Here is a 14,790-nt window from a genome sequence, read left to right as displayed (position 1 = left end):
TAAAAAATGAATGGCTTCTTCTGCAACGGGCTTTCTCTCCGAGGGCTCAGCTTTGTAGGTTGAGTCACAGGATCATTGGAACAAAAGGATGCAGCGCTTATGGTGTGCAGGATAACGGAGAGGTTAACTCTTTATGTTGCATGTATATAGTTGCACCCAGCCAAAAGGCTGGGTGAGGATTGAAACTTTGGTAAAAAGGTGCGTGCAACAGGAAACGGTTCTGTCGCGAACAAATCAACTGACAAATGGCCGCTAGTCCTAAGTGGGAATGTGAGGGGAGATTTTTTGTCGGATAAAGAAGGAATTGGTTGTTTGATGTCGAATGAGTTTTTATGACGAGAACTGTTGCCTCACCTTCTCCACGTCTTCTCGAAACTTCTCATGCGTTTTGGCCAGCACTTCTTCAAAAACGCCGTCGAGCCGCCGCTCGAGGACGGCGATGCCTTCCCCGGTGATTCCGCCTTTGACGCATACTTTTTCCTGCAAAGTTTGAAGCGTATACAAGTCCCGCCTCAGCAATTCCCCGAGGCCGATGATCATGTCGGTTGCCAGCATCGTCGCTTGCTCGGTCGAGATGGCGGTCTTCGCTGCTGCGGCTTCGATAAAGCGCCGCAGCAAATAGCTAAAAAACGCCGGGCCGCAGCTTGCGATGTCCGATGCGACGCGGGTGATGGCCTCATCGATGGAAACGGGCGAAGCGATGCGCCGAAAAAGAGCGTCGATCGTTTGCCGACAGGCGGCCGAACAGCGAGACCCGAAGGTGACAAGGATGCTGCCGGAGAGCGCGCGATTGGCGATGCTCGGAATGGCGCGCACCACTTGACAAGGGACGGCCGCTTCTAGCTGCTCGACGCTGATCGGACTGGTGATTGACACAAGGCAATGCTCCCTTGTCCAGTGCGGAGCCAGCTGTTGCAGCAGCGGATGAATGTCAAACGGTTTGACGCATAACATGACGATGCCGCATCGTTGGACGACTTCAGCCGCATCAGCAGCCACTGTGATGCCGGGGTGCGCCCGTTGTATCGCGAACGCTTTCGCAAGCGTACGGTTCGTGATGACGAGTTGATCCGCTTGAACGGCGCCGGAGTCGAGGAACGCTTCGATTAAGATGGTGCCCATATTCCCCGTGCCGATGACGCCGATGTTCATGTGTGGTCCCCCCTCCCGGTTGAGTTGACCGGAACTCTCTTTTCGATATGTATGATACCAGCGCTTCGTTTATGACTTTTTCCAAGGAAAGGATGGCGATGATGTGGGAGAATGTGTGGAAGTTTGTGCGGGAGCTTGGGAAAAATCATTGGAAATGGGGAGCTGTTTTGTTGGTGGCCGCGGCTGCGGGGATGTGGGTGGTCCGTCATCCAGCGGATGAGCAGCCAACCGTGTCCTTGCCGGCTGCGGCTGAAACAGATGCCGCTCGTTCCGAATCCCAAACGGACGAAGCGCGCAAAACCGCTGTGGTCGATGTCAAAGGGGCGGTTGTGAAACCCGGGGTGTACGAGGTGGCGGCGGATGCCCGCGTCCGCGATGTCATCGCCTTAGCCGGCGGACTGACGGATGAGGCGGATGAAACGAAAGTCAATCTGGCGGCCAAAGTGCGCGATGAGATGATGATCTACGTGCCGGCCAAAGGCGAAGCGGCACCGAACCCGGTTGAGGCGGCTCCTGAAGCCGAGGGAAAAAACGGTCCGCAAGTGGCGATCAATACGGCGACCGAAGAGGAGCTGATGCAGCTGCCCGGCATCGGGCTGGCAAAGGCGAAAGCGATCATCGCTTATCGCGAAGAACACGGGCCGTTTCAGCGTCCAGAAGATTTGTTGAATGTGGCTGGAATTGGGGAAAAAACGTTGGAGAAATTGAAACCGTATTTGCTTGTCCCGTAAACGGTGCGGCACGTAGGCTAAGCTCGCGGTTGCCGCCGGCGCCCGGCAAGGGGAAGGCTGCTTCACTTTCCGCGTTGGAGGGGTGAGGCGGAAACCGGTCGAATGCTCGGCAGCATCGGACGGTTTCACTTTCGGCGTTGACGGGGTCGGGGTTCGGCAAGTAGACTAAAACTATGAATAGGAGCGGAGGTGACAAACAGTTGAAATAAATTTATAAAATTTCTTAAAAATCTATATACAATTTGCAAAAACTATTATACAAATTGTGTATATATAGGTTGCAATAAAGAATTTCCGATCTCCATGTCCCGTCTTTATCACCTGACAAGCTGGTACGGTGACAAGAAGAGTAAACAATGCCATGTAAAACAAAATTGCAACTTATATAGATGTGATGATGATGAAATATTACAGTATGGACAATTTGCCAAACTGATAGGGAAAACGGAACAAACGTTAAGAAATTAGGATAAATCTGGTGTATGAAAACCTGCATATGTTTCTCCATCGGGGTTCAGGTATGATTCACAAGAGCAACTTAATCATTTTCTTGGTATAAAAAATAGGAAACGCGAGAGAAAAATTGTAGGCTATTGCAGAGTGTCAAGCGGTTCAAATCATCACATTATGTTGTAAATTGCAGGGGAAAAGAGCAAATAAAGCCAAGAAAATGATTCAGGAGTTGGTAAAAGATGATCAAGACTTATAAAGTCATGCTTTTACCAAACAATAAGCAAAGAACAAAGTTATTTGAGTGTGCAGGCGTATCCCGATGGGCATACAATTGGGCATTGGCTACACAACAAGAAAACGACAAAAATGGTGGAACGTTTTTAAACGATCGTGAATTGAGAAAAATCTTGACGCAATTAAAAAAGCAAAAAGAATATGCTTGGCTTAACCATTATTCCAATAATATAACAAAACAAGCGATTAAAGATGCCTGTCAAGCGTACAAAAACTTCTTTGAAGGCAGGGCAAAGTTTCCAACATTTAAGTCAAAAAAGAGAAGCAAACCAAGTTTTTATCAAGATACGGTAAAAATCAAAATCACAAAAACGCATGTAAAATTGGAAAAGCTGACTACTTCGAAGAAAAAGAATAGGCAGAAATTTAATTATGTTAAGTTGGCTGAAAAAGGCAGAATCCCAACAGGGGATAACATCAAATATGTTAATCCAGGAGTCACATTCGACGGAGTAAATTGGTGGTTTAGTATTGGAGTTGAAGAAGTTGAAAACAAAAACCAAAATTATACTGACGGCATAGGCATTGATTTAGGGGTAAAAGATTTAGCTGTCGTTAGCAACGGGCAGAAGTTTCCCAATATAAACAAATCAAACAAAGTGAAGAAGCTGGAGAAAAGGCTGAAACGGTTACAACGTGAGTTATCAAGGAAATATGAGAAAAACAAAATAAAAACAGAAGGAGGTGAATTCCGTTACAGAAAAACAAACAATATAAAGAAGTTGGAATTCCTTGTTCGAAAGACGTACCGAAGGCTGAAACACATCAGGCACCATTATATTCATCAAATCACTACATCTTTGGTGAAAACCAAGCCAGAGTATGTAGTCATGGAGAGCTTACATACTCATGGAATGCTAAAGAACAGAAAGCTATCGAAAGCCGTCCAAGAACAAACATTCCACCAGTTGAAAAGGCAAATGGAATATAAGTGTGCTTGGAATGGGATCAAGTTGATACTTGCCGATCGATTCTTCCCTTCGTCTAAAACGTGTAGCCATTGTGGGGCTGTAAAAGAGAAACTTTCTTTATCAGAAAGAACGTTTGTATGCGATGAATGTGGAAATCAAATAGACAGGGATGTGAACGCAAGTAGAAACTTAAAAAAATATGGTGAGTCAATAGCCTAGCACGAAAAGCGGTGATTGACATGTACCCATTCGTTAGTGGGGAATTGAAGCCTTCGGAGCACCACATCCAACGAGAGTAGCTTTGGCGAAATCGGGTGCGATGAACAAGGAAAGAAACATAGGTCTTTATAAGATGTTTAACTATCTTATAAAGCCTTATAAGTTTTCTGTAACGGGACAACGAATGGAACGGATTACGTGGGATCAATATTTTATGGCGCAAAGCCATCTGCTGGCGCTGCGCAGCACGTGCACGCGGTTGGCGGTGGGGGCGACGATTGTGCGCGACAAGCGCATTATCGCCGGCGGATATAACGGTTCGATCGCCGGCGGCGCGCATTGCATCGATGAAGGGTGCTACGTCATTGACGGCCATTGTGTGCGGACGATTCACGCGGAAATGAATGCGATTTTGCAATGCGCCAAGTTTGGCGTCCCGACCGAGGGGGCGGAGATGTACGTCACCCACTTTCCGTGCCTGCAGTGCTGCAAAGCCATCATTCAAAGCGGCATTCGCGCCGTCTATTACGCCCAAGACTACAAAAACCATCCGTATGCTTTGGAACTGTTTGCCCAAGCTGGCGTCCGGCTCGTGCAAGTGCCGCTGAAGACCGATGTGTTCGCGTTGCTTTCCGGCGGTGAAGGCGAAGCATGAGAGGGCAAACCGTCTATCTCGCCGCGGCGGCGCTCTTGGCCGTGGCGGCCGCCTCACCGTCCCCCACAGCATGGTGTTTCCTCATCGTTTATCTCCTTCTTCTTTTCATCCGCCGGCCGCCTGTTTTTCTTCCCGCTTTTTTGACGGCTCTCTTCTTTTTTGCATATTTCCTGATCGTGGACCATGACAATGAAACGTCTTTGTCCGGCGGGCGCCGCACGTTGAACGTCCGTTTTACTGCGCCGCCCGCTTTTGACGGTGACCGGATGCAAGGATTGGTGGAGATCAACGGCGAGCGCGTGCAGCTTCGTTATGTGATGAGGACGAGGGCGGAAAAGGAAGCGCTGCAGGCCTACTTGACACCCGGCACGGTTTGCCGCATCTTGGGCACGCTTGAGCGGCCGCAGTCGGCGAGCAATCCGTACGCGTTTGACTACCGCCGGTATTTGCGTTTTCAGCGCGTTCATTGGCTGTTTCTTCCTGAGTCTGTCGATCGTTCCGTTTGTGCGCGCGCCCGTCCGACCGTCGCTGAACGGCTTCTTTCCTTGCGCGAGGCGGGCGTCCGCCGCATCGAAGCCCATCTTCCACCGGAAGCCGCCGGCATTGCGGCCGCCCTCATTTATGGCGAGCGCCGCCAGCTCGATGAAGAGGTGCTTGCTGGTTACCAGCAGCTCGGGCTGATTCATTTGCTGGCCATTTCCGGCGGTCATGTCACCTTGCTCGTCAGCGCGGCGTTCGCCCTTGCCATCCGGTTTATGACGCGCGAGGTGGCCGTGCTTGCCCTATTGGTCTTGCTTCCGGTGTACGCCGTGCTCGCCGGCGCCTCGCCGTCCGTGCTGCGCGCTTGTGCGACGGGGATGATCGTGCTCGCCGTCGCCTGGAAAAAAGGAGCGATTCACCCGCTTGATGCGTTAAGCTGGACGGCGCTCGTGCTGTTGGTTTTCGATCCGTACATGGTGTGGGATGTCGGTTTCCAGCTGTCGTTTGTCGTCACGTTCGCCCTTCTTGTTCATTTTCCAGCGCTGTCTGCTGTTCGTTCGCTGGGCGGGCGGCTGCTGCAAACCGCTCTTGTCGCCCAACTGGCGGCGCTGCCGCTCTTGCTTTATCACTTTTACGAAATTTCTGTTTGGAGTGTCGTTCTTAACGTCTTGTTTGTTCCTCTGTATTCATGGATCCTCTTGCCGCTGGCTTTGCTCGTGGCTGCTGTTCCGTTCGCTCCGTTCGTTTGGCTGTTTTGCCGCCTCGTTGTCTTCACCAATGCCATCGTTCGGTTCTTTTCCACCGATCATGGCCTGACGCTTGTGCTCGGCCGCCCGAGTCCATGGGGTTTGGCCTTGTGTGTCGCCGCAGTGGTCGCGGCGTTTCTCCTTTGGGAGCGCGGCCGGCTGCAAAGGGGATTGGCGGCGGTGGCGGCGGCGCTGGCCGTGCAGTTTGCCGCTCCGTATATGAATGCGAACGGGGAAGTGACCGTACTGGACGTCGGGCAGGGGGACTGTACGGTGATTGAACTTCCCGGTCGAAAAGCGGTCTATTTGCTTGACACGGGCGGAACGTTAGACATCGCGCGCGAGCCGTGGCGGAAGCGGGCGCGTCCGTTTTCCGTCGGCCGCGATGTGGTCGTGCCGTTTTTAAAGGCCAAAGGAATTCGAACGATCGACAAGCTGATTCTCACTCATGACGACGCCGACCATATCGGCGCGGCTCCCGATGTGCTGCGGGCCGTGCGGGTCAAAGAAATCGTGACGAGCCCACACGCGTTGCCGACCGTTCGTCAGATGGCGCGTCCGTTTTCGGTGCCGGTTGCGGCTGCCTCACGCGGGCAGCGATGGCAAGAGGGCGGAGCGGCCTTTGCGATTTTGCATCCGGAAGCGGGAAACCGTGAAGACAATAACGGTTCGCTTGTTTTGTTCGCCCGCCTTGGCGGCTTGACGTGGCTGTTTGCCGCTGACATTGAGAAGGAAGCGGAGCAAGATCTCGTCCGCGCTTACCCACACTTGCGCGCCGATGTGTTAAAAGTCGCCCATCACGGCAGCGCCACGTCGACGACCGAGCCGTTTTTGCGGACGGTAAAGCCGCGGGTGGCGCTGATTTCGGTCGGTCGTCACAACCGTTACGGCCATCCAGCTCGGGAGGTGCTTGTCCGGCTCAAGCAACAGGGAGCGATCATCTGGAGGACGGATCAAAACGGGGCCATTCGGTATGTATACAGCGAAAAAAGTGGAACCTTTCAACCGATGAAGCCATAAAATGAAGTGCGCAACGGGAAAGCGAACCGCATCCGGCGGTCGCCGATAGAGAAAAAAAGGATTGCTGGAGAAAGCAATCCCTTTACCGGCCGAAAAATTCGATCAGCGTCGCGATGATGAACATGGTCGCGAAAAAGCCAAACGATACGATGAATCCAACGGCGGAATCGACAGCATCATTCCGCTGGCTTTGCACTTCCTTTTCGAAGACGTTCATCGCTTTTTCCCTCCTCTTTGCAATCATTATTTAGTATAGACGAAAACGCGGAAAAAATCTACCATCGCCCGCCCCGTTTCCTTCCTTGACAACAGTTGTCACAAATACTTTCCAACGCCCGGGAAAACATAAAAATAACCCGCTGGACGATAAGGTCCTAGGACTTATCAGCCGGCGTTTATATAAAGGGGAACCGGTTTTTTCCGACCGCCGGTTCCCTTGTAAAATGGCGAAAAACGGTGTATCTTTCTAGCAGGGAATCCTGCGATAGAATGGAGAAGGGAACATGTTGGAACGCGTATGGGGAAACATTGAAAAACGACGGTTTTCTCCCCTTTATTTATTATATGGCAGCGAGCCGTTTTTATTAACAGAAACGTATGAGCGGATCGTGAAGGCGGCGCTTGATGAAGGGGAGCGAGAGTGGAACTTCGCCGTGTATGACTGCGAGGAAACGCCGGTCGAGATGGCGCTCGAGGAGGCGGAAACGGTGCCGTTTTTCGGCGAGCGTCGCGTGGTCGTCGTGAAGCATCCGTATTTTTTTACGTCGGAAAAAGAGAAGGAGATCGAGCATAATTTGGCGAAGCTGGAGGCGTACGTCAACGCGCCGGCTCCGTTTTCGATCGTTATCTTTTTTGCCCCGTACGACAAGCTCGATGAGCGAAAAAAAATCACCAAGCTTGCCAAAGAGCGCTGCGAAGTCGTCGTTGCTTCCTCGCTGGGCGAGGCGGAACTGCGCGCTTGGGTGCGGCGGCGCATCGAGAGCGAAGGCCCGTCGATCAGCGAAGAGGCCATCGATGTCCTTTTGCGGCGGGCGGGGACGCAGCTTTCCGTGCTGGCGAACGAAACGGAAAAGTTGGCGCTGTTCGCCGGACCGGGCGGGGTGGTGGAAGCTGCCGCGGTGGAGCGGCTCGTCGCCCGCGCGCCGGAGGAGAACGTGTTTGTTCTCGTCGAGCAGGTGGCGAAGCGCGATATTCCCGGCGCCTTGCGGACGCTTGTCGATTTGCTTGGCCATCAAGAGGAGCCGATCAAAATGTTGGCGCTGCTCGCTTCCCATTTCCGCTTGCTGTCGCAAGTGAAATGGCTCGCGCAAACGGGGTATGGGCAGACGCAAATCGCCTCCGCGCTTAACGTTCATCCGTTTCGCGTCAAGCTCGCCCTTGCTCAAGCGGCGCGGTTTTCCGAGCAAGAGCTTGTCGAAGCGATCAATGATCTGGCCGATGTCGATCATCAGGTGAAAAGCGGGGCGATGGATCGCCGGCTGGCGCTCGAGCTTTTGCTGATGCGATGGGGCGCCCGGCCGGAAGAGGAACGCAGCCGGCGATGAGAGCGGGCGAGAGCGTTATAAAAAAACGACCTGGCGCCAGGTCGTTTTTCATTAGGAAGCTTGGATGCTGTTTAATTTTTTCGCTAAGCGCGATTTTTGCCGGCTGGCGGCGTTTTTATGGATAAGGCCTTTGCTTGCGGCTTTGTCTAATTTTTTCGACGCGATAATGAACGCTTCGCGCGCTTTTTCCACGTCTTTCAGTTCGACGAGCGCCTCAAACTTTTTAATGGCGGTGCGCATCGCCGATTTCATCGAAGCGTTGTGTGCGCGGCGTTTTTCGCTCGTTTTTGCCCGTTTGATTGCCGATTTGATGTTAGCCACATCCATTCACCTCCGTTACGATGCGAATTTTTGCTGTGAACAGCAGGAAGAACAAATGTTATTCTATCAAACGCCTGTTGATTATGCAAGAGTGTGCAAGCAAAAATCCTTTACGAAATGTGAATGACGTTGCCTCATTGCGGTGACAATAAAAGAAAACGGCATGAGGAGGAACGCCATGGAACAGCCGCTCGATTTACGTCCGTATTCCGTGCGCACCGATTTGGCCATTGAAGCGCATGAGATTGCTGTGGAGGAGCGCCTGCAGCAAAAAAAAGAAAGCGGGGCCCCGATCGAAGGGGTCATCATCCGCGACCAAGAGATCGATGGCATCAAACTGTCACATGTGCATGTCACTGAGCAAGGAGCGGCTTCAATCGGAAAAAAGCCGGGCCATTATGTGACGATTGAAGCGCAAGGAATCCGCGAGCAAAACAAAGAGCTGCAGCAAAGCGTGCAGCGCGTATTCTCCGAGCAGCTCAGCGCCTTTTTGAAGCGGCTTCGCATTCCGGATGAGGCCAGCTGCCTGATCGTTGGGCTTGGCAACCAAAACGTCACCCCCGATGCGCTCGGGCCGCTGACGGTGGAAAACGTGCTGGTGACCCGCCATTTGTTCCAGTTGCAGCCGGAAAGCGTCGCCGAAGGGTTCCGGCCGGTCAGCGCCCTCGCCCCGGGAGTGATGGGGACAACGGGGATTGAAACGAGCGATATCATCGACGGGGTCGTCCAAAAAACGAAGCCGGATTTTGTCATTGTCATTGACGCCTTGGCCGCCCGTTCGATTGAGCGCGTCAACGCAACGATTCAAATTTCCGACACCGGCATTCATCCTGGTTCCGGAGTCGGCAACAAGCGCAAAGAGCTGAGCCGCGAGACGCTCGGCATCCCGGTCATTTCGATCGGCGTCCCGACCGTTGTCGATGCCGTCTCGATCACAAGCGACACGATTGACTTTATTTTGAAACATTTCGGCCGCGAAATGCGCCAAGGTCAGCGGCCTTCAAGCGCTCTCGCCCCGGCCGGCTGGACGTTCGGGCGCAAAAAGAAGCTGACGGAACAAGATATGCCGTCGCCGCAAGAACGGTCGACGTTTCTCGGCATGGTTGGCACGCTCGGCGATGAGGAAAAGCGGCGCTTGATTTATGAAGTGCTCGCCCCGCTCGGCCATAATTTGATGGTGACGCCAAAGGAAGTCGATTCGTTTATCAGCGATATGGCGAACGTATTGGCCGGCGGTTTGAACAGAGCGCTGCATCGGCAAGTGAATCAAGACAACGTCGGTTCTTACACGCAGTAGGAAAAAGCGGTTCTATCTTTCCCTGCTTGGCCATAGGTTAAAGTGAGGAGACAAGCCGGGAAAGGGTGGAAGTATGAAACGATGGCGCCCGCCACATGTGATGATCGCTGTTCCAGGAGCTAGCTTAAAAAAGTTGTTGATGCTCGTCGTTGTAGGATGCATGATGATGGTGATGCTCATCGGGGCGCTCACGTCGCTGCGGCCGGAATATCGTCCGTCATCCTCGTCCATTAACGATATGGCGGCCCATTTTCCACAAGAGGCGTTCGTCCGCTTGTTTGCGTTGGAAAACGGGTATTTTGCCCAACTGCTGCCGAAAGAGCGGCAGCGGACAAACTATTCGTCGCTGCTGTTTCGCCTAGCGACGAGCATCAATCCTGATGATCCGCGCAGTTTGCTAGGCAGCGAGCTGCCGGGCTTTGCACTGTATGACAGCAAAATTTTAATCGCCGGCGAAGGGACGGATTATACGAACATTCCGTATGAATCGGCGCCTCCGCTTGAGGTGATGCTGGCGGAACGGCAGGCATCGGTCGAAGAGCTTGAACAAGCCGAGCAGACGGAGGATGAAAAGCCGTTGCCGCCGCCAAGGCAGACGACTGAGGGCAGAAAAGTCGTTTACATTTATCACACTCATACGCGCGAGTCGTATTTGCCGGCTTTAAAAGGGGTGACCGACCCGAATTTGGCGTTTCACCGGAGCGTCAATGTCACGAAAGTCGGCGAGAAACTGATGGAAGAGTTGGAGAAGCGGGGCATCGGCGCGCAAGTGAACAAAACCGACATCGAAGCGGAGCTGCTGAAAAAAGGGATGAACTACAGCCAAGCCTATGACATGTCGCGGCAAACGGTCGTCGCGGCGATGAAACAAAACCGCGATTTGCAATATTTGATCGACATTCACCGCGATGCCCACCGGCGCAACTATACGACGACGACGATCAACGGCGCTACGTATGCCCGGGTGGCGTTTATTGTCGGCGGCGAGAACGCCGAATATGAGAAAAATTTGCAGCTGGCTACGGAATTGCACCATTTGATGCAAAAGAAATATCCGGGGCTGAGCCGCGGGGTGATCAAGAAGCAAGGGGCTGGCACCGATGGCAAATTCAATCAAGATTTATCGGGCAACGCGATATTGATTGAAATCGGTGGCGTTGACAATACGTTTGCCGAACTGTTCCGCTCGGCTGCTGCGTTTGCCGATGTGTTTAGCGAGTATTATTGGCAGGCCGAGAAAGTTCAAGCGCCGACCCCGCCCGAGAAAAAGTAAAGGGGTGTTGCTATGGCGAAATGGCTGATTCAATTTGGATTGATGCTGTTTCTATTGTTTTTTGGCGTGCTGTTTGGCATGCAGCAGGCGCACAACGGAATGGAGCGGATGCGCGGCTACGCGGATCCAGCATTTCCGTCCGTCGTTGAAATGAAGCGAAACGACAGCGGAGAGGTGGAGGCGGCGGTGTTTGGTGAGACCGTCACCGCGGCCGATTGGCAAAAAAAGCAGGAAACGATGCGCGAGTTGACATCGTTCAACGTTTTTTCCGAGCTTGGTCGTCGACTCGCTGACGCCGCCACCGCGCTCATGAACACGCTTCTTTCCCTCATCGGCCGGGTATTGGAGTAACTCGGCCGGTTGGTTGTATCATCCGTCAAGGCATTCGCTCAAGCTTGGCGGATTTTTTGTTGCCGTCACGGCGATGAGGCCTCATTTCCGGTGCGCCGCTGATCGGCGTGATGGCCCAAACGGAGAACGAAGCAAAAAAGCAAGGCTAGGGAGAAAGCATCTCAAGCGGTCCGCGCAGTTCACCATTGAATCTTCTTGACGCTGTTGCTATAATCAAAGCTAGTGCAGTTTTGCGAAGAAGCAGGAGTGAGAGACAATGAACCGGGAAGAACGGTTGAAGCGGCAAGAACGGATTCGCAATTTTTCGATTATCGCCCATATCGACCACGGAAAATCGACGCTGGCCGACCGCATTTTAGAGAAAACCGGCGCGCTGTCAGAGCGCGAACTGCGCGAGCAGACGCTCGATATGATGGATCTTGAGCGCGAACGCGGCATCACGATTAAATTGAACGCGGTGCAGTTGACATACAAAGCGAAAAATGGCGAAGAGTATATTTTCCATTTGATCGACACGCCGGGCCACGTCGATTTTACGTACGAAGTATCGCGCAGTTTGGCTGCTTGTGAAGGGGCGATTTTAGTCGTCGATGCGGCGCAAGGCATCGAAGCGCAGACGCTCGCCAACGTGTACTTGGCGATTGACAATAATTTGGAGATTTTGCCTGTGATCAATAAAATCGATTTGCCAAGCGCCGAACCGGAGCGGGTGCGCCAAGAAATTGAGGATGTGATCGGCCTTGACGCCTCTGATGCCGTGCTTGCGTCGGCCAAAGTCGGCATCGGCATCGAGGAGATTTTAGAAAAGATCGTCGCGAAAATTCCGGCTCCTTCGGGCGATCCGGATGCGCCGCTGAAGGCGCTCATCTTTGATTCGCTTTATGACCCGTATCGCGGCGTCGTCGCTTACGTCCGCATCGTTGACGGAACGGTGAAGCCAGGCCAGCGCATCAAAATGATGTCGACCGGCAAAGAATTTGAAGTGACGGAAGTCGGCGTGTTCACCCCGAAGCAAAAAGTTGTCAACGAATTGACGGTCGGTGATGTCGGCTATTTGACCGCCTCCATTAAAAACGTGAAAGACACGCGCGTCGGGGATACGATCACCGATGCCGAACGGCCGGCGGCCGAGCCGCTCCCCGGCTACCGGAAGCTCAACCCGATGGTGTTTTGCGGCATGTACCCGATCGATACGGCGCGCTACAACGATTTGCGCGAGGCGCTTGAGAAGCTGCAGCTCAACGATGCGGCGCTCCAGTTTGAGCCGGAGACGTCGCAGGCGCTTGGGTTTGGCTTCCGCTGCGGATTTCTCGGCTTGCTTCATATGGAAATCATCCAAGAGCGGCTCGAGCGCGAATTTCATATCGATTTGATCACGACCGCGCCGAGCGTCGTTTACAAGGTGCATTTGACCGATGGAACCGAAGTTAACGTCGACAACCCGACGAACATGCCCGATCCGCAAAAAATCGACCGCATTGAAGAGCCGTACGTGAAAGCGACGATCATGGTGCCGAACGACTACGTGGGGCCGGTCATGGAGCTGTGTCAAGGGAAGCGGGGCACGTTTGTCGATATGCAATATTTGGATGAAAAGCGCGTCATGCTCATTTACGATATTCCGCTTTCTGAAATTGTCTACGACTTTTTCGATGCCTTAAAATCGAACACGAAAGGGTACGCGTCGTTCGACTATGAGTTGATCGGCTATCGGCCGTCCAACCTCGTCAAGATGGATATTTTGCTTAACGGCGAAAAAATCGATGCGTTGTCGTTTATCGTCCATCGCGATTCCGCCTATGAGCGCGGCAAAGTGATCGTGGAAAAGCTGAAAGATTTGATTCCGCGCCAGCAGTTTGAAGTGCCGGTGCAAGCGGCGATCGGCAACAAAATCATCGCCCGTTCGACGATCAAGGCGCTGCGCAAAAACGTGCTCGCCAAATGTTACGGGGGCGACGTATCGCGGAAGCGGAAGCTGCTTGAGAAACAAAAAGAAGGAAAGAAGCGGATGAAACAAATCGGATCGGTCGAAGTGCCGCAGGAAGCGTTTATGGCCGTTTTGAAAATCGATGACCAGAAAAAATAAGCGGACAAGGCTGTCTCCTTGGGGGATAGCCTTGTTTCGTTCGCGCTGTTGGAAAGGAGGAGCACGATTGGCCATTTCCGCCTATTTTCACATCCCTTTTTGTGCCCATATTTGTCATTATTGCGACTTTAACAAAGTGTTCGCCGCCGGCCAACCGATCGACGATTACTTGCGGGCGATGGACAAGGAAATGGCGTGGACGGCCGCTGAGTTTGGCCGCCGGCTCCAAACGCTGTTTATCGGCGGCGGCACGCCGACGGTGCTTGAACCGGCGCAGCTCGGCCGCCTGTTTGAAAGCATTCACCGCCATTTTCAGTTTGACCGATCAACAGCCGAGTTCACCGTCGAAGCGAATCCGGACGGATTGACGAGCGAAAAGCTCGCCATTTTGCGCGCTGCCGGCGTCAATCGCCTCAGCATCGGAGTGCAGACGTTTGATCCCGAGCTGCTTTGTGCCATCGGCCGGACGCATCGGCGTGAAGATGTCGTTCGGGCGGTGGAGATGGCACGAGAAGCTGGGTTTGTCAATATCAGCGTCGATTTGATGTACGGATTGCCGGGACAAACGTTGGCGCTGTTTTTGGCCGACCTCGAGGCAGCGCTGTCGCTCGAAGTCGCTCATCTGTCCGTCTATTCTTTGATGGTTGAACCGAAAACGATGTTTTACAACGAGTGGCGGAAGGGGCGCCTTCGCCTTCCCGGCGAAGAAGCGGAAGCGGAAATGTACGAAGCGGCCATGGATCGCCTGCCGGCCGGCGGCTACCGGCAATACGAAATCAGCAACTATGCTTTGCCGGGGCGGGAAAGCCGGCACAACTTGACCTACTGGAACAACGAGGAGTACTACGGCATCGGCGCCGGGGCGCACAGCTATATCGACGGTGTGCGGCGTGAGAACATCGGCCCGGTTCGGCATTACATCGCCGCCATCGAGCGCGGCGAATGGCCGCATCGCGCTGTGCGCCGCCTCACCGTCCGCGAACAGATGGAAGAGGAACTTTTTTTAGGGCTGCGCAAGACGGAAGGGGTATCCAAGGCCCGCTTCCGGCAAAAGTTTGGGTGCGAGATGGACGATGTGTTTGGTGCCGCGATTCGCCGCGAGCTCGCATGCGGACGTCTTGAGGAGACGAACGGTCACCTCCGCCTGACCAAGCGCGGCCGCTTGCTCGGCAATGAGGTGTTCGCCGCGTTCCTCGGCGAGATGTAAACATTGACATTTGCTCGCTGATTTGCTACCCTAATAGTAGATTTAGCACT

At 53.3% G+C, this 14,790-nt stretch carries 13 protein-coding genes and 1 pseudogene; 11 read left to right on the top strand and 3 right to left on the bottom strand.

Features of this window, described 5'->3' with window-relative positions:
- Positions 1-330 precede the first annotated feature (330 nt).
- Complete coding sequence (gene comER / locus B4113_RS06360; RefSeq protein WP_033018904.1) at positions 331-1,152, bottom strand: late competence protein ComER; 822 nt, start codon at positions 1,150-1,152, stop codon at positions 331-333.
- A gap of 113 nt (positions 1,153-1,265) precedes the next feature.
- On the opposite strand from comER, the gene B4113_RS06355 reads away from it, so the two are divergent.
- The 5 genes and pseudogenes from B4113_RS06355 (at position 1,266) to B4113_RS06340 (ending at position 6,661) form a co-directional block, all read left to right on the top strand.
- Complete coding sequence (locus B4113_RS06355; protein WP_172418797.1) at positions 1,266-1,883, top strand: helix-hairpin-helix domain-containing protein; 618 nt, start codon at positions 1,266-1,268, stop codon at positions 1,881-1,883.
- Between the two features lie 400 nt (positions 1,884-2,283).
- Positions 2,284-2,492: pseudogene (locus B4113_RS18595) on the top strand (IS607 family transposase); the annotation flags it as partial.
- Positions 2,493-2,575: 83 nt separating this feature from the next.
- Complete coding sequence (locus tag B4113_RS06350) at positions 2,576-3,760, top strand: RNA-guided endonuclease TnpB family protein (protein WP_033844188.1); 1,185 nt, start codon at positions 2,576-2,578, stop codon at positions 3,758-3,760.
- A 184-nt stretch (positions 3,761-3,944) separates the two neighbouring features.
- Complete coding sequence (locus B4113_RS06345; protein WP_033018905.1) at positions 3,945-4,415, top strand: ComE operon protein 2; 471 nt, start codon at positions 3,945-3,947, stop codon at positions 4,413-4,415.
- A complete protein-coding gene (locus tag B4113_RS06340; RefSeq protein ID WP_033018906.1) occupies positions 4,412-6,661 on the top strand; it encodes a DNA internalization-related competence protein ComEC/Rec2 in 2,250 nt (749 codons plus the stop codon). The genes B4113_RS06345 and B4113_RS06340 overlap by 4 nt, the downstream gene beginning before the upstream one ends.
- 82 nt (positions 6,662-6,743) lie before the next feature.
- Here B4113_RS06340 and B4113_RS18590 read toward each other — a convergent pair whose 3' ends face one another.
- Entirely contained in the window at positions 6,744-6,878 is a 135-nt protein-coding gene (locus tag B4113_RS18590) for a YqzM family protein (protein ID WP_011231993.1), read from the bottom strand.
- A 286-nt stretch (positions 6,879-7,164) separates the two neighbouring features.
- Between B4113_RS18590 and holA the strand changes: the two genes are divergently transcribed.
- Positions 7,165-8,205 (top strand): DNA polymerase III subunit delta, encoded by a 1,041-nt coding sequence (gene holA / locus B4113_RS06335; protein ID WP_033018907.1) that lies wholly within the window; start codon positions 7,165-7,167, stop codon positions 8,203-8,205.
- Between the two features lie 51 nt (positions 8,206-8,256).
- Here holA and rpsT read toward each other — a convergent pair whose 3' ends face one another.
- A complete protein-coding gene (rpsT, locus tag B4113_RS06330; protein WP_011231991.1) occupies positions 8,257-8,526 on the bottom strand; it encodes a 30S ribosomal protein S20 in 270 nt (89 codons plus the stop codon).
- A 178-nt stretch (positions 8,527-8,704) separates the two neighbouring features.
- Between rpsT and gpr the strand changes: the two genes are divergently transcribed.
- The 5 genes from gpr (at position 8,705) to hemW (ending at position 14,740) form a co-directional block, all read left to right on the top strand.
- Positions 8,705-9,823: a GPR endopeptidase gene (gene gpr / locus B4113_RS06325; RefSeq protein WP_033018908.1), complete on the top strand. Its 1,119-nt coding sequence runs from the start codon at positions 8,705-8,707 to the stop codon at positions 9,821-9,823.
- Positions 9,824-9,896: 73 nt separating this feature from the next.
- Positions 9,897-11,096, top strand: coding sequence for a stage II sporulation protein P (gene spoIIP, locus B4113_RS06320; RefSeq protein WP_033018910.1), 1,200 nt, complete (start codon positions 9,897-9,899; stop codon positions 11,094-11,096).
- 12 nt (positions 11,097-11,108) lie between these two features.
- Entirely contained in the window at positions 11,109-11,447 is a 339-nt protein-coding gene (locus B4113_RS06315; protein ID WP_033018911.1) for a DUF3679 domain-containing protein, read from the top strand.
- Positions 11,448-11,703: 256 nt separating this feature from the next.
- A complete protein-coding gene (gene lepA / locus B4113_RS06310; RefSeq protein WP_033018913.1) occupies positions 11,704-13,533 on the top strand; it encodes a translation elongation factor 4 in 1,830 nt (609 codons plus the stop codon).
- A 67-nt stretch (positions 13,534-13,600) separates the two neighbouring features.
- The gene (gene hemW / locus B4113_RS06305; RefSeq protein ID WP_033018914.1) at positions 13,601-14,740 is read left to right on the top strand and encodes a radical SAM family heme chaperone HemW; all 1,140 of its coding nucleotides are present in this window, start codon (positions 13,601-13,603) and stop codon (positions 14,738-14,740) included.
- Positions 14,741-14,790 lie beyond the last annotated feature (50 nt).

The sequence above is a fragment of the Geobacillus sp. B4113_201601 genome (assembly GCF_001587475.1).
Taxonomy (GTDB): Bacteria; Bacillota; Bacilli; order Bacillales; family Anoxybacillaceae; genus Geobacillus; species Geobacillus icigianus.
The sequence above is the reverse complement of the archived record's forward strand: the minus strand, read 5'-3'. Positions and strand labels throughout refer to the sequence as shown.

What these genes read in the sequence shown, in the direction of transcription:
- comER (WP_033018904.1), bottom strand. Translation starts at nt 1,152, where the DNA reads ATGAACATCGGCGTCATCGGCACGGGGAATATGGGCACCATCTTAATC.
- B4113_RS06350 (WP_033844188.1), top strand. Translation starts at nt 2,576, where the DNA reads ATGATCAAGACTTATAAAGTCATGCTTTTACCAAACAATAAGCAAAGA.
- B4113_RS06345 (WP_033018905.1), top strand. Translation starts at nt 3,945, where the DNA reads ATGGAACGGATTACGTGGGATCAATATTTTATGGCGCAAAGCCATCTG.
- B4113_RS06340 (WP_033018906.1), top strand. Translation starts at nt 4,412, where the DNA reads ATGAGAGGGCAAACCGTCTATCTCGCCGCGGCGGCGCTCTTGGCCGTG.
- B4113_RS18590 (WP_011231993.1), bottom strand. Translation starts at nt 6,878, where the DNA reads ATGAACGTCTTCGAAAAGGAAGTGCAAAGCCAGCGGAATGATGCTGTC.
- holA (WP_033018907.1), top strand. Translation starts at nt 7,165, where the DNA reads ATGTTGGAACGCGTATGGGGAAACATTGAAAAACGACGGTTTTCTCCC.
- gpr (WP_033018908.1), top strand. Translation starts at nt 8,705, where the DNA reads ATGGAACAGCCGCTCGATTTACGTCCGTATTCCGTGCGCACCGATTTG.
- spoIIP (WP_033018910.1), top strand. Translation starts at nt 9,897, where the DNA reads ATGAAACGATGGCGCCCGCCACATGTGATGATCGCTGTTCCAGGAGCT.
- B4113_RS06315 (WP_033018911.1), top strand. Translation starts at nt 11,109, where the DNA reads ATGGCGAAATGGCTGATTCAATTTGGATTGATGCTGTTTCTATTGTTT.
- lepA (WP_033018913.1), top strand. Translation starts at nt 11,704, where the DNA reads ATGAACCGGGAAGAACGGTTGAAGCGGCAAGAACGGATTCGCAATTTT.